This window comes from Blautia luti, from assembly GCF_013304735.1.
In the GTDB taxonomy this organism is placed as follows: domain Bacteria; phylum Bacillota; class Clostridia; order Lachnospirales; family Lachnospiraceae; genus Blautia_A.
On the sequence record NZ_JAAITI010000047.1, the window covers coordinates 1 to 21,535 of the forward strand.

Below are 21,535 nucleotides of genomic sequence, written 5' to 3' on the forward strand. Positions count from 1 at the left end.
GAATAGTCCCTTATAGGGACAGAGCAAGCCACCCGCTAAGCGGGTGGTCTTGACTTTAAGTAGTTGTTGGAACACTGCTATAATAAAAGTAATAAAAAAATCCGAAGTCATCAGACCTCGGAAACCCTTGAATTTAAAGGAAATATCGGGGCAACAGGATTTGAACCTGCGACCTCACGGCCCCCAGCCGTGCGCGCTACCAAGCTACGCCATACCCCGTAACGAAAAAGATTATAACAGAAATTGATTATAAATGCAACAGCTTTTTATTTATAAAAAAGAGGTGAAGTCCTGAGATATTCAGGGACAACACCTCTTTATAGAATGGTATTTATGCCAGCTTATTCAGTTTTTCGATAATATCTGTAAGTTCTTCCCTTGAAAAATCGCCGAAACTCATTAATGCACGTAATGGCATGGAATCGGTCATGGCCTGGGTCATTTCTTCGGAGATGGCTTCGGATGCGGCTTCAGAAGCAGTTTCTTCTCCGCCATTTAAAGAGAGAAGATATTTCTTTGTGAGATCTTTGGCGGTGTCTGCAGTTTTTGGATTGCGGAACAGTTCGCCGAGGGTTGTGTTCATATGGATGTGCATTGGGATTTCCTGGCTGCTGTTCATATGAATGGTTTCTGAAAGACGGATGTCTCTGGAAGAAGCACCAATGAGGATTTCATAATCACCACTTGCCACAAACCAGTCGTGTATTCCGGTGTGATACCATGCAAAACTGCGGTTATCCAGTGTCATGGTGACGGTTTTGGTTTCACCTGGATTCAGAGAAATTTTTTCGAAACCTTTCAGTTCTTTCACCGGGCGGATAGCAGAACCTGTCAGATCTTTTACATAAAGCTGTACAATCTCTTTTCCTGCCACATTTCCTGTGTTTGTGATATCTACAGATACGGTGACTGTATCTTTTTCAGTGGGATTCACACTGGAAATTCTGAGGTTGTCATAAGCAAAGGAGGTGTAAGAAAGACCATACCCGAACGGGAAAGCAACCTCCATCTCTTTGGTATCATAATAACGGTATCCTACGAATACACCTTCACGGTATTCTACTTTTTCTCCACCGCCGAAATTCAGGTAGGAAGGATTATCTGCCAGTTTCAGAGGCATGGTTTCAGCCAGTTTTCCGCTTGGATTTACTTTTCCGTACAGGATATTTGCAACAGCGGCACCACCTGCCTGTCCGCCAAGATATGCTTCCAGAAGACCCTTTACATCGGAAAGCCAAGGCATTTCCACAGGAGAGCCGTTGTGGAGAACGATTACGGCATTCGGCTGCACCTTAAGGATTTCAGCAATAAGACGGTTCTGGCATTCCGGGAGTCTCATATGAGAACGGTCGTATCCCTCGGATTCGAAACTGTCCGGAAGACCGGCAAAGATTACAACTTTATCTGCGTTGCCGGCTGTTTTTAATGCTTCTGCGGCAAGGGTGTCATCATAAAGATCTCTGTCTGCCGGGAAACCTTCCGCATAAATGACCTGAGCATCAGAAGGAACCGAGTCAAAAGCATTTGTAACTTTGAAGCAGTTAATGTGAGAACTTCCACCGCCCTGGAAACGAGGTTTTTTGGCAAAGCCGCCAATGAAAGCGACTTTTTCGGAAGCTTTCAGAGGAAGGATGTCATCCGCATTTTTCAGAAGAACCATGGACTCTTCTGCAATGTGGCGCGCTTCTTCGTGATCTTTTTTCATGGTAAATTCCTGTGGGGCACGATGATCCGCATACTCAAAAACAATACGGAGAATGCGTTCTACAGCCTGATTGAGAATTTCTTCTTTCAGGGTACCGTTTTTGACTGCTTCAACAATCAGGGCATCGTTTGCGCCGCCGGAAGAAGGCATCTCCAGTTCCAGTCCTGCTTCCAGGCCTTTCACACGGTCATTGACTGCACCCCAGTCAGACATCACGTAACCTTTAAATCCCCAGTCTCCTCGAAGTACATCTGTAAGAAGCCATTTGTTTTCAGATGCAAAGGTTCCGTTAATCTGGTTATAAGAGCACATAAAGGTATATGGCTGTGCTTTTTTTACAGCAGTTTCAAAAGCAGGAAAATAAATTTCACGGAGAGTTCTTTCGTCTGCCTCAGAAGAGTTGCTCATACGATGGTATTCCTGGTTGTTTGCGGCAAAATGTTTGATGGAAGTTCCTACGTGCTGGGACTGTACACCATTTACAAATGCGGCGGCAATTTCACCGGCAAGATATGGATCTTCAGAATAATATTCAAAGTTTCTTCCGCAAAGAGGGGAACGTTTGATATTTACTGCAGGTCCAAGAACCACCGATACATCGTTGGCTTGAGCTTCTTTTCCGATGGTTTCACCCATTTCTTCCATCAGTTTCCGGTCAAAGGAGCAGGCGCTTAAAGCTGCAGGAGGGAAGCAGACAGCTTTGATACTGTCATTCATTCCAAGATGGTCGCCTTTGTCATCCTGCTTGCGAAGTCCGTGAGGGCCGTCGCTGACCATTACTTCCGGAATTCCAAGACGGTCTACATGTTTCAGGTGCCAGAAATCAAGGCCGGAGCACATGCCTGCTTTTTCTTCCAGGGTCATCTGGCTTACGATTTTTTTTAAATCACGTTCCATAAAATATTACCTCCGAATGTTGTTCTTAATATGGACTATAGCATTTTTTAGTGATAAAATATAATAAAATATTGTCATAAATCATAAAATTTTGCAATAATTTCCAGGGGTTACGGAGATGAAAGAAGACATATTAGAGAAAGAAAAAACAGCCGCGTTGCTGGCAGAAAACAGAGGAGAAGCTGCGTTGTTTCAGAGAAGAGAAAATTTACAGAAACATACTTCCTATGCCAGTGAACGAATGCAGTATGAGGCAATAAAAAACGGACAGGTGGAACGTATCCGTTCTGTTATGCAGAGAGAGCCGGATGGAACTCCGGGAATTCTTTCGAAAGACCAGCTCCGCAACAGCAAAAATATGTTTATTGCAGGTATTACGTTGTTTACCAGAGCTGCAATTGAAGGAGGAGTTCCGGAAGAAACTGCATATTCTCTCAGTGACGGGTATATTCAGACAGTCGAGGAATGTGCAGACAGGGATTCCATAGAAAAACTTTCTGCAAAGGCGGCAGAACGTTTTGCACAGGAAGTCAGGAAGTACGGAAATCCCAGTTACAGCAGGGCAATGGAATGTGCGGTTAGGTACATTCATCTTCATCTTCATAATCCGATTACTCTGGAAGAGGTAAGTAAAGCTGCCGGAATCAGTTCCTCCTACCTTTCCCGCACATTTCGAAAAGAGACAGGAATGTCCATGGTGGACTATATTCAGAAACAGAGGATTGAGGCGGCCTGTAATATGCTTTCCTATTCCGATTATACAGCCTCGCAGATCGGAGAATATCTCTGTTTTTCAAATCAGAGTTATTTTATCCGAATTTTTAAAAAGTTTACGGGTATGACACCTGCGAAATACCGAAAATACTCAGTACGGGGAAGAATAAAATCCCATTGACAAATTTACTGTAACGTGTTATCCTAATACCAGTTTCAAAAAGAGAAATGCATAGATGAGGAATAGTACACATCGAACGGAGCACAGAGAGCTGCTGGCCGGTGAGAAGCAGTGGAAGGGATTTGTGGAACTCGCCTCGGAGCATCTGCCCGAAATCTCATCCGAGAGAGTAGACGCAGACGGTGTCCGCCGTTATCCGGAGAGGATATAAGGATGTTTTTGCATTCCGTATCTGTCAAGTGTGTGAATTTTTATTCATGAAATAAGAGTGGTACCGCGTAGGACAGCAGTTGTCTTTCGTCTCTTGCAGGATTTGCAGAGTCGGAAGATTTTTTTATGTCATAATACAAAATGAAATTGCAGAAACAAAAGAAAATTAATGGAAGAGAAAATGGAGGAAAACGAAAATGATGACACCATCCAAGTACAAACGTCAGTATTACATGCCGCCGGTGAAATGTATGAAATGGGCGGAGAAGGAATATGTGGATAAGGCCCCGATCTGGTGCTCTGTAGACCTTCGTGACGGAAATCAGGCACTTGTAATTCCGATGAGTCTGGAGCAGAAGGTTGAGTTTTTCAAACTTCTTGTACAGATCGGTTTTAAAGAGATTGAGGTTGGTTTCCCGGCTGCTTCCGAGACCGAGTATGAGTTTCTTCGTACCCTGATTGAACAGAACCTGATTCCTGAGGATGTTACCATTCAGGTACTGACCCAGGCAAGAGAACATATCATCCGCAAAACTTTTGAGGCTGTAAAAGGTGCTCCGAAGGCAATTGTTCATGTATACAATTCCACATCTGTTTCTCAGAGAGAGCAGGTATTTAAAAAATCCAAAGAAGAAATCCTGAAAATTGCAGTAGATGGCGCAGCTCTTCTGAAAAAACTTGCAGATGAGACAGAAGGTAACTTCCAGTTTGAATACAGCCCGGAGAGTTTTACAGGAACAGAGCCGGAATATGCGCTGGAAGTCTGCAACGCAGTTCTGGATGTATGGCAGCCAACAGAAGATAACAAGGCAATCATCAACCTGCCTGTTACAGTTGAACATTCTATGCCGCATGTCTATGCAAGCCAGGTAGAATACATGTGTGACAATCTGAAATACCGTGAAAATGTAATTGTTTCCCTTCATCCTCATAATGATCGTGGATGTGGTGTTGCAGATTCTGAGATGGGACTTCTTGCTGGCGCTGATCGAATTGAGGGAACTCTGTTCGGAAACGGTGAGCGTACCGGTAATGTGGATATTGTGACACTGGGTATGAATATGTACTCCCAGGGTGTGGATCCGAAGATTGATTTCTCTGATATGCCACATATCTGTGAGGTTTATGAGAAATGTACAGGAATGCAGATTTATGAGAGAAGCCCGTACAGTGGAGCTCTTGTATTTGCGGCATTTTCCGGATCGCATCAGGATGCTATCGCAAAAGGTATGCACTGGAGAGAAAACGGAGATCTGGAACACTGGACAGTTCCGTATCTTCCGATCGATCCGACAGACGTTGGAAGAAATTACGATGCGGATGTTATCCGTATCAACAGCCAGTCCGGAAAAGGCGGCGTAGGCTATATTCTGGAAACAAAATTCGGCCTGAATCTTCCTCCGAAAATGCGCGAAGCTATGGGTTATGCAGCGAAAGCAGTATCCGATCACAAACACAAAGAGCTTCATCCGGACGAAATCTTCAGCCTGTTCAAATCTACCTTCGAAAATGTGGTTGAGCCATACAGCATTAACGAGGTTCATTTCCAGCAGAAAGACGGTGGCATTGTGACTCAGGTTACTTCTATATTCCATGGAAAAACGATTGTTACAGAGGCTACCGGAAATGGTCGTCTTGATGCGGTAAGCAATGCACTGAAGAAAGCTTATGAACTGAAATATACACTGGAAACCTATCAGGAGCATGCGCTGGAGCGCAGTTCCACATCCAAAGCGATTGCTTATGTGGGAATCCGTAAACCAGATGGTACTCTTGCATGGGGTGCTGGCGTTGATTCGGATATCATCCGTGCTTCCATTGATGCACTGGTAACAGCCATCAATAATCGATAAGAAATCGGCTGTAAAAAAAGAAGCTGCCACAAAAAGCAGCTTCTTTTTTTTCGTACAGATGATATAATAAGCCGGAATCCGAAAAAACAGTGAGTATGAGGTATAACATGAATAATACGAAAAAAAGCAGAAAAACTTTCCGGATGTCCGAAGATCTGAAGGATATTTTAAAATGTGTACTAATCTGGGGAATAATCCTGATTTTTGCATCATACCTTCTGGCAGATGCGGAAATTCTTGGAAATGTGAAGCAGCAGGAAAGACCGGAAACTTCTGTAATGATTGGTGCCGGAAGTAACTTGGAAAAAGATTTTATCTGCCAGACCAGTCGGCTTTCTGGAGTGGAATTGTTTCTTTCTACAGAAAGTGCGTCTGTTACCGGAACTTTTCGTGTAACGATTTATCAGGATAAAGAAGAAATTCAGAGCTGGCAGGTAAACCGTCTGACCATATCCACAGGAGATACCACATATTTTCGACTGGATCAGAGACTTTCAGATTGTAAGGACCAGAAATTCCGGATTGTTCTGGACGGAGCAGAGGGTGATACCGGAGTGGCAGCAGGGGTGACAGGGGGAGAAAACGGGATACAGATACTTGCGTACCGTAGTATTTCCCGGCCATTTCCAAAAGCGCTTGTCCTTATGGTCATAGCAGCGGCAGCAGCAGTGATGCTGGTAATCTTTACATTTTTGAAAAAGAAAAAAATCCGGACAGAAGTGCTGTTTGCTATTGTTTATCTTTTTATGAGCATCAGTACTCTGGCGGCGATTCCGGCATTTAATTCTCCGGATGAATACAGTCATTTCCTGAGAAGCTATGAAGTTTCCAGGGGGTATCTGACTTCGGAAGGAAACGGAGGTAATGATCTTTTTTCCTATGGAAGAACCTTCGACAGTGGGCTGATTCCTGATTTTTCCTCCAAGGAACATGTGTCTTTGTGGGATATCGGAGGAAAGATAAACCAGCATATAAATACAGAAAAAACACAGTTCTACGGATTTGGAAATACAGCTCTTTATGCGCCTACTTCCTATCTGCCACAGGCTGTGGGAATCCGTATTGCGGATTTTTTCACAGATCGGCCGTTTGTTCTGGCTTATGGAGGTAGAATTGCCAATATGCTCTGTTTTGGGTTGATCTTTTTCCTGGCAATTCATTTTACACCGGTGGGTAAAAATTTTATTGCTTTTCTGGGACTTGTGCCCATAAATATTCAATCTGCGAACTCTATGTCCGCAGATGCACTTGCACTGGCTCTGACAGTGGCTATGGTGGTGTTTGTGCTGTATATGCGCTACAGCAAAAAAAAGGTAATGAGAAAATGGCAGCTGGGACTGATGTATATACTGACCGGTTTTCTGTGCCTGTGCAAAGTTGTTTATATGCCATTTTGCCTTCTTCTGTTTCTCATTCCGAAGGAAAGGTTTCGAAGCAGAAAAAATTACTGGTTTCATGTGGTGTGTGCAGGTGCCATGATCCTGATTTTGAGTTTTGGCTGGCTTGCCATTGCGTCCAGGTATCTCTGCGAGTCTCAGCCGGGAGTGGATACGGCTGCCCAGCTTACGGGAATTCTGAAAAATCCGGTGACTTTTGTATTTACATTTGTGCGGAGCCTGGATGCATTTGGAACTGCTTATCTTACGGAAATGATGGGAAGCAATCTTGGATGGCTGAATATTCCGGTCTGCAATCTTCTGGCAGTGGGATATCTTCTGATTCTGGTACTGCAGGTTTCAAGAAATAATGATATGTCGGAAATTCATCTGGATCTGCCGGCAAAAGTTGCGCTGGGTGGTGTCTGTGTTCTTGTTTTCGGGCTGACTTTTGTCACGCTGTATGGTCAATGGACCGCTTATGGATACGATAAAATTCTGGGGGTTCAGGGGCGTTATTTTCTTCCACTTCTTCTGCCATTGATTCTTGCGTTGAAGCCGAAAAAGTTTGCGGCAGGTGAGGATGGAACACCATGGGGACTTTTTCTGGGAGCCTGGAGTATTGATCTGTGCGTTTACGCCACACTTTTTGTGCAGGCATTATGTCAGTACAGATGAGTTTGTCGATTATGGTCAGGCGAAAAATCTTGACTGCTTAAACGGGTGATATTATAATCGGCTTAAGCACTTGAATAAAAGTAAACAGAAAAAACTGTTCTGACAGAAAAAAAGGGACAGATAGAGATACGTTTTTGGAGAAATGAAAGAAAAACATTGGACAAAAACGTACCTGCTATCTGTCTTTTTATTTTCCTAAAAAGTGGATAGATCTGTGGATAACTGGTCATTTGGATGTGGAACCAATGTGGAAGGAGTGTGGATAATTCATAAATAACGTTATTGTGGCTGAAAATGGGCAAAAAAGCTTGACATATCGCACTTTATTAAATATAATTTTCTTATACATTACAGAAATGTTACAAACGTGTAAACAAAGAAAGGAAAATGTAACGCAGGGAATAAAATTATGAAAGTTAAGAAAGATTTACGGGAAACTGAAGAAGCGCAGGATGAACGTAAAAATGGAAAAACAGGAGGAAATTCCGTGCGCGGTTTTGCGATGCTGACAGTATGTGCAGTTCTGGCAATGGTAATTTCTCTGGGAACAAGAGTATTTACGGAAAGTGGAAGCGGAAATAAAGTTTATGCTGCTTCCGATGCGAAAACTGCCTATTCGGATGAAGAAGTGGCTGTGCCTACCGGAATTGCCGGAGTGGTTTCCGGGGTCTCGGATACACCATCTTCAGGAAGCACGGTAACCAGAATTGGAAGTTCCTGTGAACAGGTGATTGTGGGTCAGAGAGTACAGACTGTAAAAAATACCACTGCAGATCTCAATGTAAGTACCTCCATGGAAAACAAAGTAAATGAGCTGGATGCAAGATCCATTACTCTGGCCGAAAATCCCACACTGATGTCAGATGAAGACTATGACACACTTCTGCGGATTGTGGAGGCAGAAGCCGGAAGTGAGGATATCAAGGGACGGGTACTGGTAGCGAATGTGATTATGAACCGCGTAAAAAACGATGATTTTCCGGGTACCGTAACGGAAGTTGTCTGGGACAACAGTGACGGGGTTCCGCAGTTTTCACCTACTTATGATGGAAGAATTAATGAAGTTACCGTTTCGGACGAAACAAGGGAAGCGGTAAAGCAGGCGCTGAAGGGAACCGATTATTCGGAAGGTGCATTGTTTTTTATTCAGAAATCCGCAGCAGAAGCGCATAACGTTAAATGGTTTGAAAAAGATCTCAAGAAACTTTTTAAATATGGAGTTCATGAATTTTACACATATAAATAAAAAATGCTGATACAGCTTAAGAACCGCCGGCAGATAAAAGAAGCCGACGGTTTCTTTTTAAAAACAATTTCAGGTTTTTTTTAAAGTGGTGGCATTTTCCATAATTCCATGCTATAATGTGATAACGTTAGAAAGAAAACGAATATTTTACAATAGAAAGGCGGAACACCAATGCAGGTATTGTACAAAAGCACCAGAGGAAAAGAGCAGGCAGTTACAGCGTCAATGGCCATACTGAAAGGCCTTTCTGAGGACGGCGGACTGTTCGTGCCTGAGCGCATTCCACAGCTGGATGTACCAATGGACAAACTGGCTCAGATGACTTACCAGGAGACAGCATACGAGGTAATGAGCCGTTTCCTCACAGATTTTACAGAGGAAGAGCTTAAGAACTGTATCAACAAGGCGTATGACAGTAAATTTGATACAGAGAAGATTGCTCCCCTTCATGAAGCAGATGGAGCATATTTCCTGGAGCTGTTCCACGGCGCAACAATTGCATTTAAGGATATGGCACTTTCCATCCTTCCTCATCTGATGACAACTGCAGCGAAGAAGAACAATGTGAAAAACGAAATCGTAATTCTTACCGCAACATCCGGAGATACCGGCAAGGCTGCCATGGCAGGTTTTGCAGATGTACCGGGAACCAGGATCATCGTATTCTATCCGAAACATGGTGTCAGCCCGATCCAGGAGAAACAGATGGTAACCCAGAAGGGAGCCAATACTTATGTGGTAGGTATTACCGGAAACTTCGATGATGCTCAGACTGCTGTTAAGAAGATGTTTAATGATCACGAGATGGCAGCAGAACTGGATCAGGCAGGATTCCAGTTTTCCTCCGCAAACTCTATCAATATCGGACGACTTGTTCCGCAGATCGTATATTATGTATATGCTTATGCATCACTGGTGCGCGACGGCAAGATCAAAGATGGCCAGGAGATCAATGTGGTAGTTCCTACCGGTAACTTTGGAAATATTCTTGCTGCATACTATGCAAAACAGATGGGACTTCCGATCCACAAACTGATCTGTGCATCCAATGAGAACCGTGTTCTTTATGATTTCTTCCGCACAGGAACTTATGACAGAAAGAGAGATTTCATTCTTACAACTTCTCCTTCCATGGACATCCTGATTTCCAGTAACCTGGAGAGACTGATCTATCGTCTTACAGGAGAGAACGCTGAGAAATGTGCAGAGCTTATGAAATCTTTAAGTGAGGGCGGCGAATATACCATCACAGATGAGATGAAAGCACAGCTTGGAGATTTCTATGGTAATTTCTGCAGTGAGAAAGAGACCGCAGATGCCATAAGCGAGATTTATAAAGACAGCAATTATGTAATTGATACACATACTGCAGTTGCCGCAGGCGTATATAAGAAATATGTAAGTGAAACAGAGGATCATCTTCCAACTGTTATCGCTTCTACCGCAAGTCCATATAAATTCACAAGAAGTGTCATGGATGCGCTTGGGGAAGATCATAAAGATCTGGATGATTTTGGCCTGGTAGATGCATTATCCGCACTTTCAAAAGTACCGGTTCCGCGTGCTGTTGAGGAGATCCGTACCGCACCGGTTCTTCATGACAGAGTGGTAGATGCAGTGGATATGCCAGCCGCAGTAAGAGATATTCTTAACATTAAATAATAAAAATCAGTAAGAATGTGTATTTTCTGTTGAAAAAGCACAAATACTGGTTTATAATAAAAACAACGAAAAACCGAATCCTGGAATGTTCGATCCCCCTTTTCTTTTTGAACCTACATTGACATTTTGGGAATCCAAAATCGCAGGTTGGATGTCAGACCTCACGTCGTGGTAGGCAGAAGACACTGTTGAGGATACCCACCTAGCATCTGCTAGGCGTCAAAAATAAGGGAACGGCATCCCGGGATTAATCGGTTAAAGACATAGAGCCGGTTGATGGCTCTTTTTTCATATATGGGAGGAATTATAGCATGAGTGTTTCTGAGAGAAAATTTGGGACACTTCCTACAGGGGAAGAAGTAAAGATCTATCATCTCGAGAATAAAAAAGGTGCCTATGCAGAGGTACTTCAGTATGGCGCAATTCTGGTGAAGGTATGTGTACCGGATAGGAATGGAGAATTGAAGGATGTAGTTCTGGGATATGACGATATGGAAGCTTACGAAGTGAATGGCTGCTTTTTCGGTGCGATCATCGGAAGAAGTGGAAACCGTATCGAAAATTCCAGATTTTTTATTGATGATAAAGAAGTAATCCTTACAGAGAATGAGAATCATAACAATCTGCACAGCGGTCCCAATGGCTTTGAGAAGAAACTCTGGGAAGTAAAAGAAATTTCCCAGGATAAGAACAGCGTGGATTTCTTCCGCATCAGCCCGGATGGAGAGAATGGATTCCCGGGAGAATTTTCGGTTATTGTGAAATATGAATTTACCGAGGAAAATGAGCTGAAGATTTTTTACAGAGGACGTTCTGACGCAGCTACCGTTGCCAATATGACCAACCATTCCTATTTTAATCTGAACGGAGAAGGCAGCGGAGATGTGCTTGACCAGGAAGTATGCATTCATGCGAAATATTTTACTCCTGTGAAAGACAGTCAGTCCATTCCTACCGGTGAGTATGCGCCGGTAGCAGGAACTCCGATGGATTTTAATGTTTCCAAACCAATCGGCAGAGATATTGAGGCTGATTTTGAGCAGCTGAAGTTTACAGGCGGTTATGACCATAACTATGTAACAGACAATTATGCAAAGGGTAATGTCCGTTCTATTGCTAGTGCATACTGTAAGGAATCCGGCATTGGAATGGAAGTTTCTTCCGACTGCCCGGGTGTGCAGTTTTATGCAGGTAACTTTGTCAAGGATGAGAAGGGTAAGAATGGCCATGTTTATCATGAACGCCATGGATTCTGCCTGGAAACACAGGTGGAGCCAAATGCGGTAAATGTGGAGGATTTCCATTCTCCGATCCTGCGTCCTGGTGAAGAATACAGTTCAGAGACGGTTTACCGTTTCTTTGTGAAATGACAGATAAACAGAATTAAAAGAGGTGTAATAAAGCAATGCAGATACGTGTGGCAGAAGAGAGAGATGCGGCAGCACTGGCAGAAATTTATTCCTACTACGTAGAAAAAACGGCAATTACATTTGAATATGAGACGCCGTCTACAGAGGAATTTACGGAGCGGATTCATAACATAAAAGAAAAATATCCATACATTGTGGCAGAAGAGAACGGAGAAATCCTGGGATATGCCTATGGCTCCGCTTTTCATCCGAGAGCTGCTTATGGCTGGTGCGCCGAGATGTCCATCTATGTGAAACATGAGCGAAGGGGCAGCGGCGCAGGCGGAAGGCTCTACCGTGCCCTGGAAAGTCTTCTTGCGGAGATGGGAGTCCTGAACCTGAACGCCTGTATTGCAGTTGCACCAAAAGAAGATGAATATCTGACCAATGCCAGTGTGGAGTTCCATAAACATTTTGGATATAAACGAGTGGGAGAGTTCCACAGATGCGGATATAAATTCAACCGCTGGTATAATATGGTATGGATGGAAAAGATGATCGGCGAACATAAAACGGTACAGCCGGAAGTAAAAGCTTTTCCGGAAATCCAGGATAAGATTGGCTTTGAACGGTTTTCCTGGTAAAAAAGAAACTTGAGGGGGTCAGCATGGACGAGGAAAAGAAAAATGTAATCCAGCTCATGCTGGGGTTTGTGCGAAGGGCAAACGGAGATCATGTCAGCGCATATGCAGCGCAGGCGGCATACTTTCTGATCATGTCATTTATCCCGTTTATCCTTTTTCTCACAACACTGATCCGTTACACACCATTAAGCTATAATGTGGTCCGGGATGCCATTGTCGGTTTTGTGCCCGGAAATCTGCAGACTTTTGTGCTGAGCATTGTAGTGGAAGTATACAAAAGAAGCACGGCGATCGTGCCGTTGTCCGCCCTGATGGCACTCTGGGCATCCGGAAAGGGAATGCAGGCTATTATTAACGGCCTGAATACCATTTATCATGTAAAAGAAACACGAAACTGGCTGACGAACCGGATCTATTCGGTTTTTTATATGCTGCTGTTTGTGCTGGCGATCATTGTTACCCTTCTGGTTCTGGTCCTTGGTAACCGAATTCAGGTAGCTGCACAGAAAACTATTCCGATCCTGGGGAGACTGATGGCAAAAATTATGGGAGCCCGGACATTGCTGGTGTTTGCCGTATTGTTTGTAGTATTTCTGGTGCTTTATAAAGTGCTTCCCAACCGGAAGGCGACCTTTAAAAGCCAGCTTCCCGGAGCCTTTATTATTGCCACGGCATGGCTGATCTTTTCCTATGGATTTTCTCTGTATTTTGAATTTTTTCCGAATTTCGGAAATATGTATGGAAGCCTGACTGCACTGATCATGGTGATGCTGTGGCTGTATGTGTGTATGAACCTGATCCTTTACGGCGCAGAGATCAATGCATACTTCGAAAATGAATTTCGAAAAGCCCAGAAATCTGTAAAAACTCTTCTTTCAAAGAAAGAAAATGAGAAAAACAGTTCCAAAGAATCCTGACTTTGCGCTTGACAGAAAGCGGACCTTGTGGCATAGTATTAAAAGACAGAAAAGCTGTGAAGGTGTTTATAGAGGATCATTTTCTCACAGAGAAGGGAAGTCACCGGCTGTAAGCTTCCCCGGGTTCAGATGGTTCTTGAATTTCCCACCGGAGCTTCCTCTCTGAAGTAACAGTAGGAGATGACGTACGTTGCGCGTTAAGCAGATAAGAGGTGCCCGTGATTTTTTTTCATGGGAAACTGGGTGGTACCGCGGATATTCCGTCCCTTTTATAAGGGACGGTTTTTTTATTGCCCGTATCTGAATTTTCAGGGCGGGTGGCGTATCATTTGATTATTTTAATTAAAGGAGAAATAGACCATGGATATGAAAGAAAGACTTCAGGAACTGGCTGAGAATGCCAGAAAACGGATCGAGGAATCCGAGGGCCTGGACAAGCTGAATGATGTGCGTGTTGCATATCTTGGAAAAAAAGGTGAGCTTACCGCAATCTTAAAAGGTATGAAAGATGTTGCTCCGGAAGAGCGTCCGAAAGTTGGTCAGCTTGTCAATGAGACAAGAGCTAAGATCGAGGAACTTCTGGAAGCTTCCAAGAAAGATTTCGAGGAGAAAGTCCGCGAGGAAAAAATGAAGGCCGAAGTGATCGATGTAACACTTCCTGCAAAGAAAGCAAAAATTGGTCATCGTCATCCGAACACCATCGCTCTGGAAGAAGTTGAGCGTATTTTCATCGGAATGGGATATGAGGTTGTAGAAGGTCCGGAAGTTGAGTATGCGGACTATAACTTTACAAAACTGAATATTCCGGAGAACCATCCGGCCAGAGACGAGCAGGATACCTTCTTTATCAACGATTCCATTCTGCTTCGTTCCCAGACATCACCGGTTCAGGCACGTGAGATGGAAAAAGGCAAACTTCCGATCCGTATGATCGCACCTGGCCGTGTGTTCCGTTCTGATGAAGTAGATGCAACACATTCTCCTTCTTTCCATCAGATCGAAGGTCTTGTTATTGACAAGAACGTTACTTTTGCAGACCTTAAGGGAACCCTTCAGGAGTTCGCAAAAGAGCTGTTCGGACCGGAGACAAAGACAAAATTCCGTCCGCATCATTTCCCGTTTACAGAGCCAAGTGCTGAGGTTGATGTTTCCTGCTTCAAATGTGGCGGAAAAGGCTGCCGTTTCTGTAAAGGTTCCGGCTGGATTGAAATCCTTGGCTGTGGTATGGTTCATCCGAATGTTCTCCGTATGTGTGGAATTGATCCGGATGAGTACACAGGATTTGCTTTTGGTGTAGGTCTGGAGCGTATTGCACTTCTGAAATATGAGATTGACGATATGCGTCTTCTCTATGAGAACGACAGCAGATTCCTGAAACAGTTCTAAAACAGCTGAAGATCTTTATAGTAAATATGGAAAAAAGAAGGGACAACCAAAATGAATACTTCATTATCTTGGATTAAAACATATGTGCCGGATCTGGATGTAACGGCACAGGAATATACAGATGCCATGACATTAACAGGCACAAAGGTAGAGGGCTTTACAGAGCTGGATGCAGATCTTGACAAGATCGTGATCGGCCAGATCGACAAGATTGAGAAACATCCGGATGCAGATAAACTGATCATCTGCCAGGTAAATATCGGAACAGAGAGCGTACAGATCGTAACAGGTGCTCCGAATGTAAAAGAGGGAGACAAAGTTCCAGTTGTTCTTGACGGCGGACGTGTTGCAGGCGGCCACGACGGAAAAATGACTCCTGGTGGAATCAAGATCAAAAAAGGTAAACTCCGCGGCGTTGAGTCCTGTGGTATGATGTGCTCTATCGAGGAGCTCGGAAGCACAAGAGAGATGTACCCGGAAGCACCGGAATACGGCATCTATATTTTCCCGGAGGACGCAGTTGTAGGTGAGAGCGCTATTAAAGCACTTGGCCTTGACAATGTGGTATTTGAGTATGAGATCACTTCCAACCGTGTAGACTGCTACGGTGTTCTTGGAATCGCAAGAGAGGCAGCAGCAACCTTCCAGAAGAAATTCTGCCCGCCAGTTGTAGAAGTTAAGGGAAATGATGAAAAAGCTTCCGACTATGTAAAAGTTACTGTACAGGATCCTGAGCTTTGCCCGCGTTACTGTGCAAGAGTTGTAAAAAATGTCAAGATCGGTCCGTCTCCGAAGTGGATGCAGAGATGCCTGGCTTCTAATGGAATCCGTCCGATCAATAACCTGGTTGATATTACAAACTATGTAATGGAAGAGTTTGGCCAGCCAATGCATGCGTATGACCTGGATACCATCGCAAACAGAGAGATCGTTGTGCGCCGTGCAGGAAAAGATGAGAAATTCGTCACACTGGATGGCCAGGAGCGTACCATGGATGAGAATGTTCTGATGATCTGTGACGGTGAGAAAGCTGTCGGCATTGCCGGTATCATGGGTGGCGAGAACTCCATGATCACAGACGATGTAAAAACCGTTCTTTTTGAGGCAGCATGCTTCGATGGAACCAGCATCCGTCTTTCTTCTAAGAGAATCGGCCTTCGTACAGATGCTTCCGGTAAATTTGAGAAAGGTCTTGACCCGAATAACGCACAGGCTGCTATTGACCGTGCATGCCAGCTGATGGAAGAGCTTGGTGCCGGTGAAGTTGTAGGCGGAATGGTTGATGTCTGCAGCGAGACAAGAGAGCCGTCCAGAGTAAAATTTGAGCCGGAGAAGATCAACAAACTTCTTGGAACCAACCTTACAAAAGAAGAGATGATCGGTTATCTCGGACGTGTAGAGCTGGCTTATGATGCGGAAACAGACGAGATCGTTGCACCGACATTCCGTCAGGATATCCACTGCAATGCAGATGTTGCAGAGGAGGTTGCAAGATTCTACGGCTATGATAAGATCCCGATGACACTTCCTACCGGAGAGGCTACCACAGGTAAGCTTCCATTCAAGCTTCGTATCCAGGAAGTCGCAAGAGATATTGCAGAGTACTGCGGATTCTCAGAGGGAATGTCCTATTCTTTCGAAAGCCCGAAGGTATTTGACAAGCTCTGCATTCCGAAGGACAGTGATCTTCGAAAAGTCATCACCATCAGTAATCCTCTTGGAGAGGACTACAGCATCATGCGTACAAGCACACTGAACGGTATGCTGGCATCCCTTTCCACAAACTACAACAGACGTAACAAAGATGTTCGTCTCTACGAACTTGGAAATATTTATCTTCCGAAGTCCCTTCCGATCACAGAGCTTCCGGATGAGCGTACTATGTTTACACTTGGAATGTATGGAAACGGCGATTTCTTCAATATGAAGGGTGTATGCGAGGAGTTCTTCGAGAAGATCGGAATGAAGAAAAAAGTTACCTACGATCCGAACAGCGAGAAGCCATTCCTTCATCCTGGAAGACAGGCAAACATGATCTACGAGGGTAAAGTTGTCGGATACTTAGGTGAGGTTCACCCATCTGTTGCAGACAATTACTCCATCGGAGAGAAAGCATATATCGCAGTGATCGATATCCTGGATATTCTGGAATTTGCAGGCTTCAACCACAAATACACCGGAATCGCAAAATATCCGGCTGTAACACGTGACTTAAGCCTTGTAGTTCCTCATGCAGTTCTTGCCGGTCAGATCGAGGAGATCTTTGACCAGAGAGGCGGAAATATTCTGGAGAGCTATCAGCTGTTCGATATCTATGAGGGAGCACAGATCGAGAAAGGTTTCAAATCCATGGCTTATTCTCTGGTATTCCGTGCTCATGATAAGACTCTTGGCGAGAATGAGATTTCTGCAGTAATGAAGAAAATCATGAATGGCCTCAACGGACTTGGAATCGAGCTGAGAAGCTGATGCTGATCTATATTGTAAGACATGGCCTGACAGAGTGGAATAAATTAAAAAAACTTCAGGGCGCCGCAGATGTGCCTCTTGCGAAAGAAGGGATTCTTCTTGCGAAAAAAACCGGAGAAGCTCTCCAAGGTGTGAAGTTTGATATTTGCTTTACAAGTCCGCTTTCAAGGGCAAAACAGACAGCAGAATGTGTCTTGGGAGAACGTGATATTCCCATCATACCGGATAAACGGATCCAGGAGATTAATTTTGGCGTGCTGGAAGGGAATCAGGTAAGAGATGCCGAGGGCAATTACATTGATCCGCAGATCGAGACTTTTTTCCGTGATCCGGTGAAGTTCAAGCGACCGGAAAACGGGGAGGATATTTTTGATGTGATCGCCCGGACAAAAGAGTTCTGGGATGAAAAAATATCTGATCCGGATCTTGCGGATAAAACGATTCTGATTGCGTCTCACGGATGTGCGGTTCGGGCGCTTCTTCAGAATGTAGATCCTGATCCGGAGAATTTCTGGAGAGGTTCTGTTCCACCAAATTGCTGTGTCAACCTTGTGGAAGTGAAAAATGGAAAGACAACACTTCTGGAAGAAGATAAAGTTTACGCATAAAAAATAAGGAAAAACGCAGAATAACTGTAATGGTTGTTCTGCGTTTTTTAGTGAAAAATATACAGGTTACGATTGACTAATCGGGATAAATTGAGATAAAATATACAAAAGAAACAAAGGATTCAGAAAAATAAAAGTTAAACTCTCCTAATCGTATAAAAATGCAGAATTGCGTTGAAATTATTTAGATATAAGTAAGTAGCGAATACTATTGTCTGCTTGATGGAGAGAGAATAATTGCTGACAGTGACGTGACACAGGAAATGGGGTGAGTATATGCAGTCATTAAATGAAACAAAAGCAGGGGAAATCTGTACCATCAAGTGGATGACCGGAATGCCGGAAATCATGGATCAGATCAGACAGTATGATGTCAGCGAGGGAAAGACCGTACAGATCATAAGCAGGATCCTTGGCGGAGTGATCGTAGGTGTTCAGGGACACAGGATCCTGATCAGTGACGATGCAGCCTGTCGTATAAAAGTATAAAAGGGCGAAAGGACAATTTCTTTTGATGGGATTGTCCTTTTTTGTTGTTTTGGGAATGTGGTTATGATAGTATGATAAAAAAGAAAACTTTTTTCAAAAATAAATAAGGGGAGGCAGATTATGGGAAAAAAGTTTATGAATACAGTGCTGTTTCTGCTTGTTGCAGTGGCAGCAGCGACTCTGACCGCTTATGTGGGAAAGGGTTCCGGAAATGTATTGTTTTATAATTTTGCATTTCTGGGAGTCATGGTGATTATTTATGCTGTCGGACTTTTTGCTGGGCTGTACAGAATGGATAATCTGACGGCTGCGCTGAAACATGGGGCCGGTGAGATTACCGATGTGTTCCAGCTTCCGGGAAGGGCGAAGAAGGAAGAAATCGGACAGTTACGAGGAATTTTTGGTGACCGGTATCTGGATAAAAAGATGGATGATTTTGTAGACAGCATCAGTCGTACAGAAGAGGGAATCGCTGAGGTTGAAGATTTCGTAAATATCGATGATGTGGATGTCCATATTCACAAAAGGCTTTTGGAAATGGCACCGGATATTTTTACAAGTCTTGGTATTCTTGGAACATTTATTGGTCTTGTCTGGGGACTGAAAAACTTTCAACCTACAGATTATGAGGTGATGACAACTTCTGTATCTGCCCTTGTTGATGGTATAAAAGTAGCCTTTCTTACTTCGATTTATGGTGTTGCGCTTTCTGTTGTGTACACATTTGGAATGAAGAGTGGGTATTCGTCCATGTCCCAGGCAATGCAGGATTTTCTGGATCGTTTTCATGCTCTGGTATTGCCCACTGCGGAGAATGAGTCCTGGAATCTTCTGGTTTCCAGCCAGAAGACTCAGACAGAAGCCATGAAACAGATGGCAGAACAGTTTTCTGTGCAGATGGCGGACAGCTTTGAAAAAGTTATCACACCTACGTTCCAGAAGATGAACGATTCTCTGGATGTACTTACTGCATCTGTGACCAAGGGACAGCAGGATGCGATCAGGGAGATTTTGGATTCGTTTTTGAGTGAGATGCACGGATCTTTTCAGCTGCAGTTTGAGGATTTCAATGATGCACTGGTTGAACTTAAGAAGGCGCAGAAAGATAATACAGAATACACGTCAGAGCTGTATAAAACGATGAGCAGCCAGTTAAGTGAGACTTTTACGAAACAGGAACGTGCCATGCGTGACGCAATTGCGGAAATTGACGAGATGCAGAGTAAATATATGAAGACTGCAGACCGGATTATCCGTGATAACCAGATGATTCAGCAGCTCCAGAAGCGGGATTATGAGAAACTGGCAGAGCACATGCATGAGAATGAAAAAGCTTCCGCAGATTTATGGAAATCCTGTAATGAGTCCATGCGCCAGTATGTGGACAGTGCCGCAGAGGGAATGAAGACTGCCGCAGATTCAAATAAGATCAGCGCGGAACTTTTACGTGAGGATAAGAAGCTGATTGAGAGTTTTGAGACGAAACTGAACGAGTTTACAGAGAGTCAGAAAATGGTAAACAGTACTCTGGATGAAGTTCGCAGGCTTCTTTCCGAGATTAAGACTGCAAAGAACAACCGGGATATTCATCTTGTTGCGGGACAGCCATGGGGATACGGTGGCAGCGCCGGGGTACAGGAACTGAAAGATAAACTTACCAGTCTTGAAGATCTTCTGGATGGTCAGGGAGCGAGACAGGAGGCTCTTCTTGATGAGATCGAGAGAAGTATCCGTGAAATGACGAAAGTAGCCCAGAAAGGGCGCTTTGGCTTGTTTAAATAAGAAGAGAGGAATTGTTAATGCACAAAAAAAGAAGGCCGGAGGATCACGGGTTTAATATCTGGCGCTCTTATTCAGACATGATGGCGGGTGTTTTACTGCTTTTTGTACTGATCATGTGTGTGACTCTTTTTCAGGCACAGAAGAGTTATAATGACAGTCTGAAGGAACGGGATGAAAAAATTGCTCTTCAGGAAAAGTATACGGAGGAGCTTCTTGAAAAACAGAGTGCGCTGGATAAGCAGGCAGGAACGTTAAAGAGTCAGGATGAGCAGATCAAGTCCAAAGATGAACAGATCAAGTCGCAGGATGAGGAACTGACTTCTCTGGCAGAGAAACTTGAGGAACAGCAGAAGACACTAGAGGAGCAGCAAAAGAAGCTTACAGAGCAGGAGAAAAAGCTGGCTTCCCAGAAGAAGAAACTTGCAAAACAGCAGGATACGCTGGAAGAGCAGCAGTCTGCGCTGGATGAAAAGACGGAGCTTTTGAATACGCAGCAGGAAAAGATTGATAAGATTATTGGTGTGAAGGCTGATGTTGTGGAGGCTTTGCAGAAGGAGTTTGCCAAGAAAAACCTGAATGTGGATATTGATTCTCAGACGGGTGCGCTGACGTTGAATGCCAGTGTTATGTTTGATTATGACCAGGCGGAACTGACAGATTCCGGTAAACGGACGTTGTCTATGGTGCTTCCTACATATTGTAAGGTGCTGCTGAATGATTCTTATAAGAAGTATCTGGGTGAGATCATTATTGATGGTTATACGGATACGGATGGAGATTACAGTTATAACCTGGAACTGTCACAGAAGAGGTCTCTGGCGGTGGCTCAGTATCTTCTGGATATCAAGAGTGATTTTCTGAAGGATACACAGGTTCAGGAACTGCAGGATTGTCTGACGGTTAATGGTCATTCTATGTCGGATCCGGTTCTGGATGCGGATGGAAATGTGGATAAGGATGCTTCCAGGCGTGTGGAGGTGAAGTTCCGTTTGAAGGATGAGGAGATGATCCAGGAGCTGAATAAGATTATGCAGGGGGATGCTTCTGCGAGTGTGGATGAGACAGCGACGGAGTCGGGGAAGGATTCTGGTAGTGGGAAGACTAGTGGTAAGAAAAATTGAATTGTGATTGAGGGAAGTCTCAGGCTGTTTGGATATGGCCTGGGGCTTTTTTTGTTTGGGGAGGGGAGAGAAAGGCGGACGCCAGAGGGAGAGGATATTGGTTCGGGCAAGGACTTTGTCGTGGGGATACAACTAGGGTTCCGTGAGATGGCTAAAAGCATTGCGGCAGGGCCAGAACTCGCCTGCGGCTCAAACAGCTGACCCTGCCGCAATAACGCCCTCTCCCGCAACCTAAGTTGTATCACACC

The 21,535-nt window shown here is 44.1% G+C and carries 15 protein-coding genes, 1 tRNA gene, 1 other RNA gene and 2 other annotated features; of the genes, 15 read left to right on the forward strand and 2 right to left on the reverse strand.

What is annotated here, in order from left to right; all coding sequences use genetic code 11:
- Nucleotides 1–145: 145 nt before the first annotated feature.
- Together G5B06_RS16645 and G5B06_RS16650 are read right to left on the reverse strand one after the other, a co-directional pair.
- Nucleotides 146–219, reverse strand: a tRNA-Pro gene (locus tag G5B06_RS16645).
- A gap of 112 nt (nucleotides 220–331) precedes the next feature.
- Nucleotides 332–2,602, reverse strand: coding sequence for a glycoside hydrolase family 3 C-terminal domain-containing protein (locus G5B06_RS16650; RefSeq protein ID WP_173763127.1), 2,271 nt, complete (start codon nucleotides 2,600–2,602; stop codon nucleotides 332–334).
- A 118-nt stretch (nucleotides 2,603–2,720) separates the two neighbouring features.
- Between G5B06_RS16650 and G5B06_RS16655 the strand changes: the two genes are divergently transcribed.
- The 15 genes from G5B06_RS16655 (at nucleotide 2,721) to G5B06_RS16725 (ending at nucleotide 21,287) form a co-directional block, all read left to right on the forward strand.
- A complete protein-coding gene (locus G5B06_RS16655; RefSeq protein WP_173763126.1) occupies nucleotides 2,721–3,497 on the forward strand; it encodes a helix-turn-helix domain-containing protein in 777 nt (258 codons plus the stop codon).
- A 43-nt stretch (nucleotides 3,498–3,540) separates the two neighbouring features.
- Nucleotides 3,541–3,805 (forward strand) — a binding site (T-box leader).
- Between the two features lie 99 nt (nucleotides 3,806–3,904).
- Nucleotides 3,905–5,560, forward strand: coding sequence for a 2-isopropylmalate synthase (locus G5B06_RS16660; RefSeq protein ID WP_173763125.1), 1,656 nt, complete (start codon nucleotides 3,905–3,907; stop codon nucleotides 5,558–5,560).
- A 107-nt stretch (nucleotides 5,561–5,667) separates the two neighbouring features.
- The gene (locus G5B06_RS16665) at nucleotides 5,668–7,614 is read left to right on the forward strand and encodes a DUF2142 domain-containing protein (protein WP_173772540.1); all 1,947 of its coding nucleotides are present in this window, start codon (nucleotides 5,668–5,670) and stop codon (nucleotides 7,612–7,614) included.
- A 409-nt stretch (nucleotides 7,615–8,023) separates the two neighbouring features.
- The gene (locus G5B06_RS16670) at nucleotides 8,024–8,860 is read left to right on the forward strand and encodes a cell wall hydrolase (RefSeq protein WP_173763123.1); all 837 of its coding nucleotides are present in this window, start codon (nucleotides 8,024–8,026) and stop codon (nucleotides 8,858–8,860) included.
- A gap of 171 nt (nucleotides 8,861–9,031) precedes the next feature.
- On the forward strand, nucleotides 9,032–10,522 hold the full coding sequence (thrC, locus tag G5B06_RS16675) for a threonine synthase (RefSeq protein WP_148448631.1): 1,491 nt from the start codon (nucleotides 9,032–9,034) through the stop codon (nucleotides 10,520–10,522).
- A gap of 74 nt (nucleotides 10,523–10,596) precedes the next feature.
- A non-coding RNA gene (gene ssrS / locus G5B06_RS16680) (6S RNA) lies at nucleotides 10,597–10,774 on the forward strand.
- 59 nt (nucleotides 10,775–10,833) lie between these two features.
- The gene (locus tag G5B06_RS16685; RefSeq protein ID WP_148448633.1) at nucleotides 10,834–11,892 is read left to right on the forward strand and encodes an aldose epimerase family protein; all 1,059 of its coding nucleotides are present in this window, start codon (nucleotides 10,834–10,836) and stop codon (nucleotides 11,890–11,892) included.
- A 35-nt stretch (nucleotides 11,893–11,927) separates the two neighbouring features.
- Entirely contained in the window at nucleotides 11,928–12,515 is a 588-nt protein-coding gene (locus G5B06_RS16690; protein ID WP_148448635.1) for a GNAT family N-acetyltransferase, read from the forward strand.
- Between the two features lie 23 nt (nucleotides 12,516–12,538).
- Nucleotides 12,539–13,432 carry a YihY/virulence factor BrkB family protein gene (locus tag G5B06_RS16695; RefSeq protein WP_148448637.1) on the forward strand — a complete coding sequence of 298 codons (894 nt, stop codon included), beginning with the start codon at nucleotides 12,539–12,541 and terminating at the stop codon, nucleotides 13,430–13,432.
- A 47-nt stretch (nucleotides 13,433–13,479) separates the two neighbouring features.
- Nucleotides 13,480–13,703 (forward strand) — a binding site (T-box leader).
- A 95-nt stretch (nucleotides 13,704–13,798) separates the two neighbouring features.
- The gene (pheS, locus tag G5B06_RS16700; RefSeq protein ID WP_118064244.1) at nucleotides 13,799–14,818 is read left to right on the forward strand and encodes a phenylalanine--tRNA ligase subunit alpha; all 1,020 of its coding nucleotides are present in this window, start codon (nucleotides 13,799–13,801) and stop codon (nucleotides 14,816–14,818) included.
- A 51-nt stretch (nucleotides 14,819–14,869) separates the two neighbouring features.
- Nucleotides 14,870–17,287, forward strand: coding sequence for a phenylalanine--tRNA ligase subunit beta (gene pheT, locus G5B06_RS16705; protein ID WP_173772542.1), 2,418 nt, complete (start codon nucleotides 14,870–14,872; stop codon nucleotides 17,285–17,287).
- Nucleotides 17,287–17,895, forward strand: coding sequence for a histidine phosphatase family protein (locus G5B06_RS16710; RefSeq protein ID WP_173763122.1), 609 nt, complete (start codon nucleotides 17,287–17,289; stop codon nucleotides 17,893–17,895). The genes pheT and G5B06_RS16710 overlap by 1 nt, the downstream gene beginning before the upstream one ends.
- 276 nt (nucleotides 17,896–18,171) lie before the next feature.
- The gene (locus tag G5B06_RS16715) at nucleotides 18,172–18,384 is read left to right on the forward strand and encodes a ferrous iron transport protein A (RefSeq protein WP_148448643.1); all 213 of its coding nucleotides are present in this window, start codon (nucleotides 18,172–18,174) and stop codon (nucleotides 18,382–18,384) included.
- Nucleotides 18,385–18,504: 120 nt separating this feature from the next.
- Complete coding sequence (locus G5B06_RS16720) at nucleotides 18,505–20,166, forward strand: MotA/TolQ/ExbB proton channel family protein (RefSeq protein WP_148448645.1); 1,662 nt, start codon at nucleotides 18,505–18,507, stop codon at nucleotides 20,164–20,166.
- Nucleotides 20,167–20,183: 17 nt separating this feature from the next.
- The gene (locus G5B06_RS16725) at nucleotides 20,184–21,287 is read left to right on the forward strand and encodes an OmpA family protein (RefSeq protein ID WP_173772543.1); all 1,104 of its coding nucleotides are present in this window, start codon (nucleotides 20,184–20,186) and stop codon (nucleotides 21,285–21,287) included.
- Nucleotides 21,288–21,535: the final 248 nt, after the last annotated feature.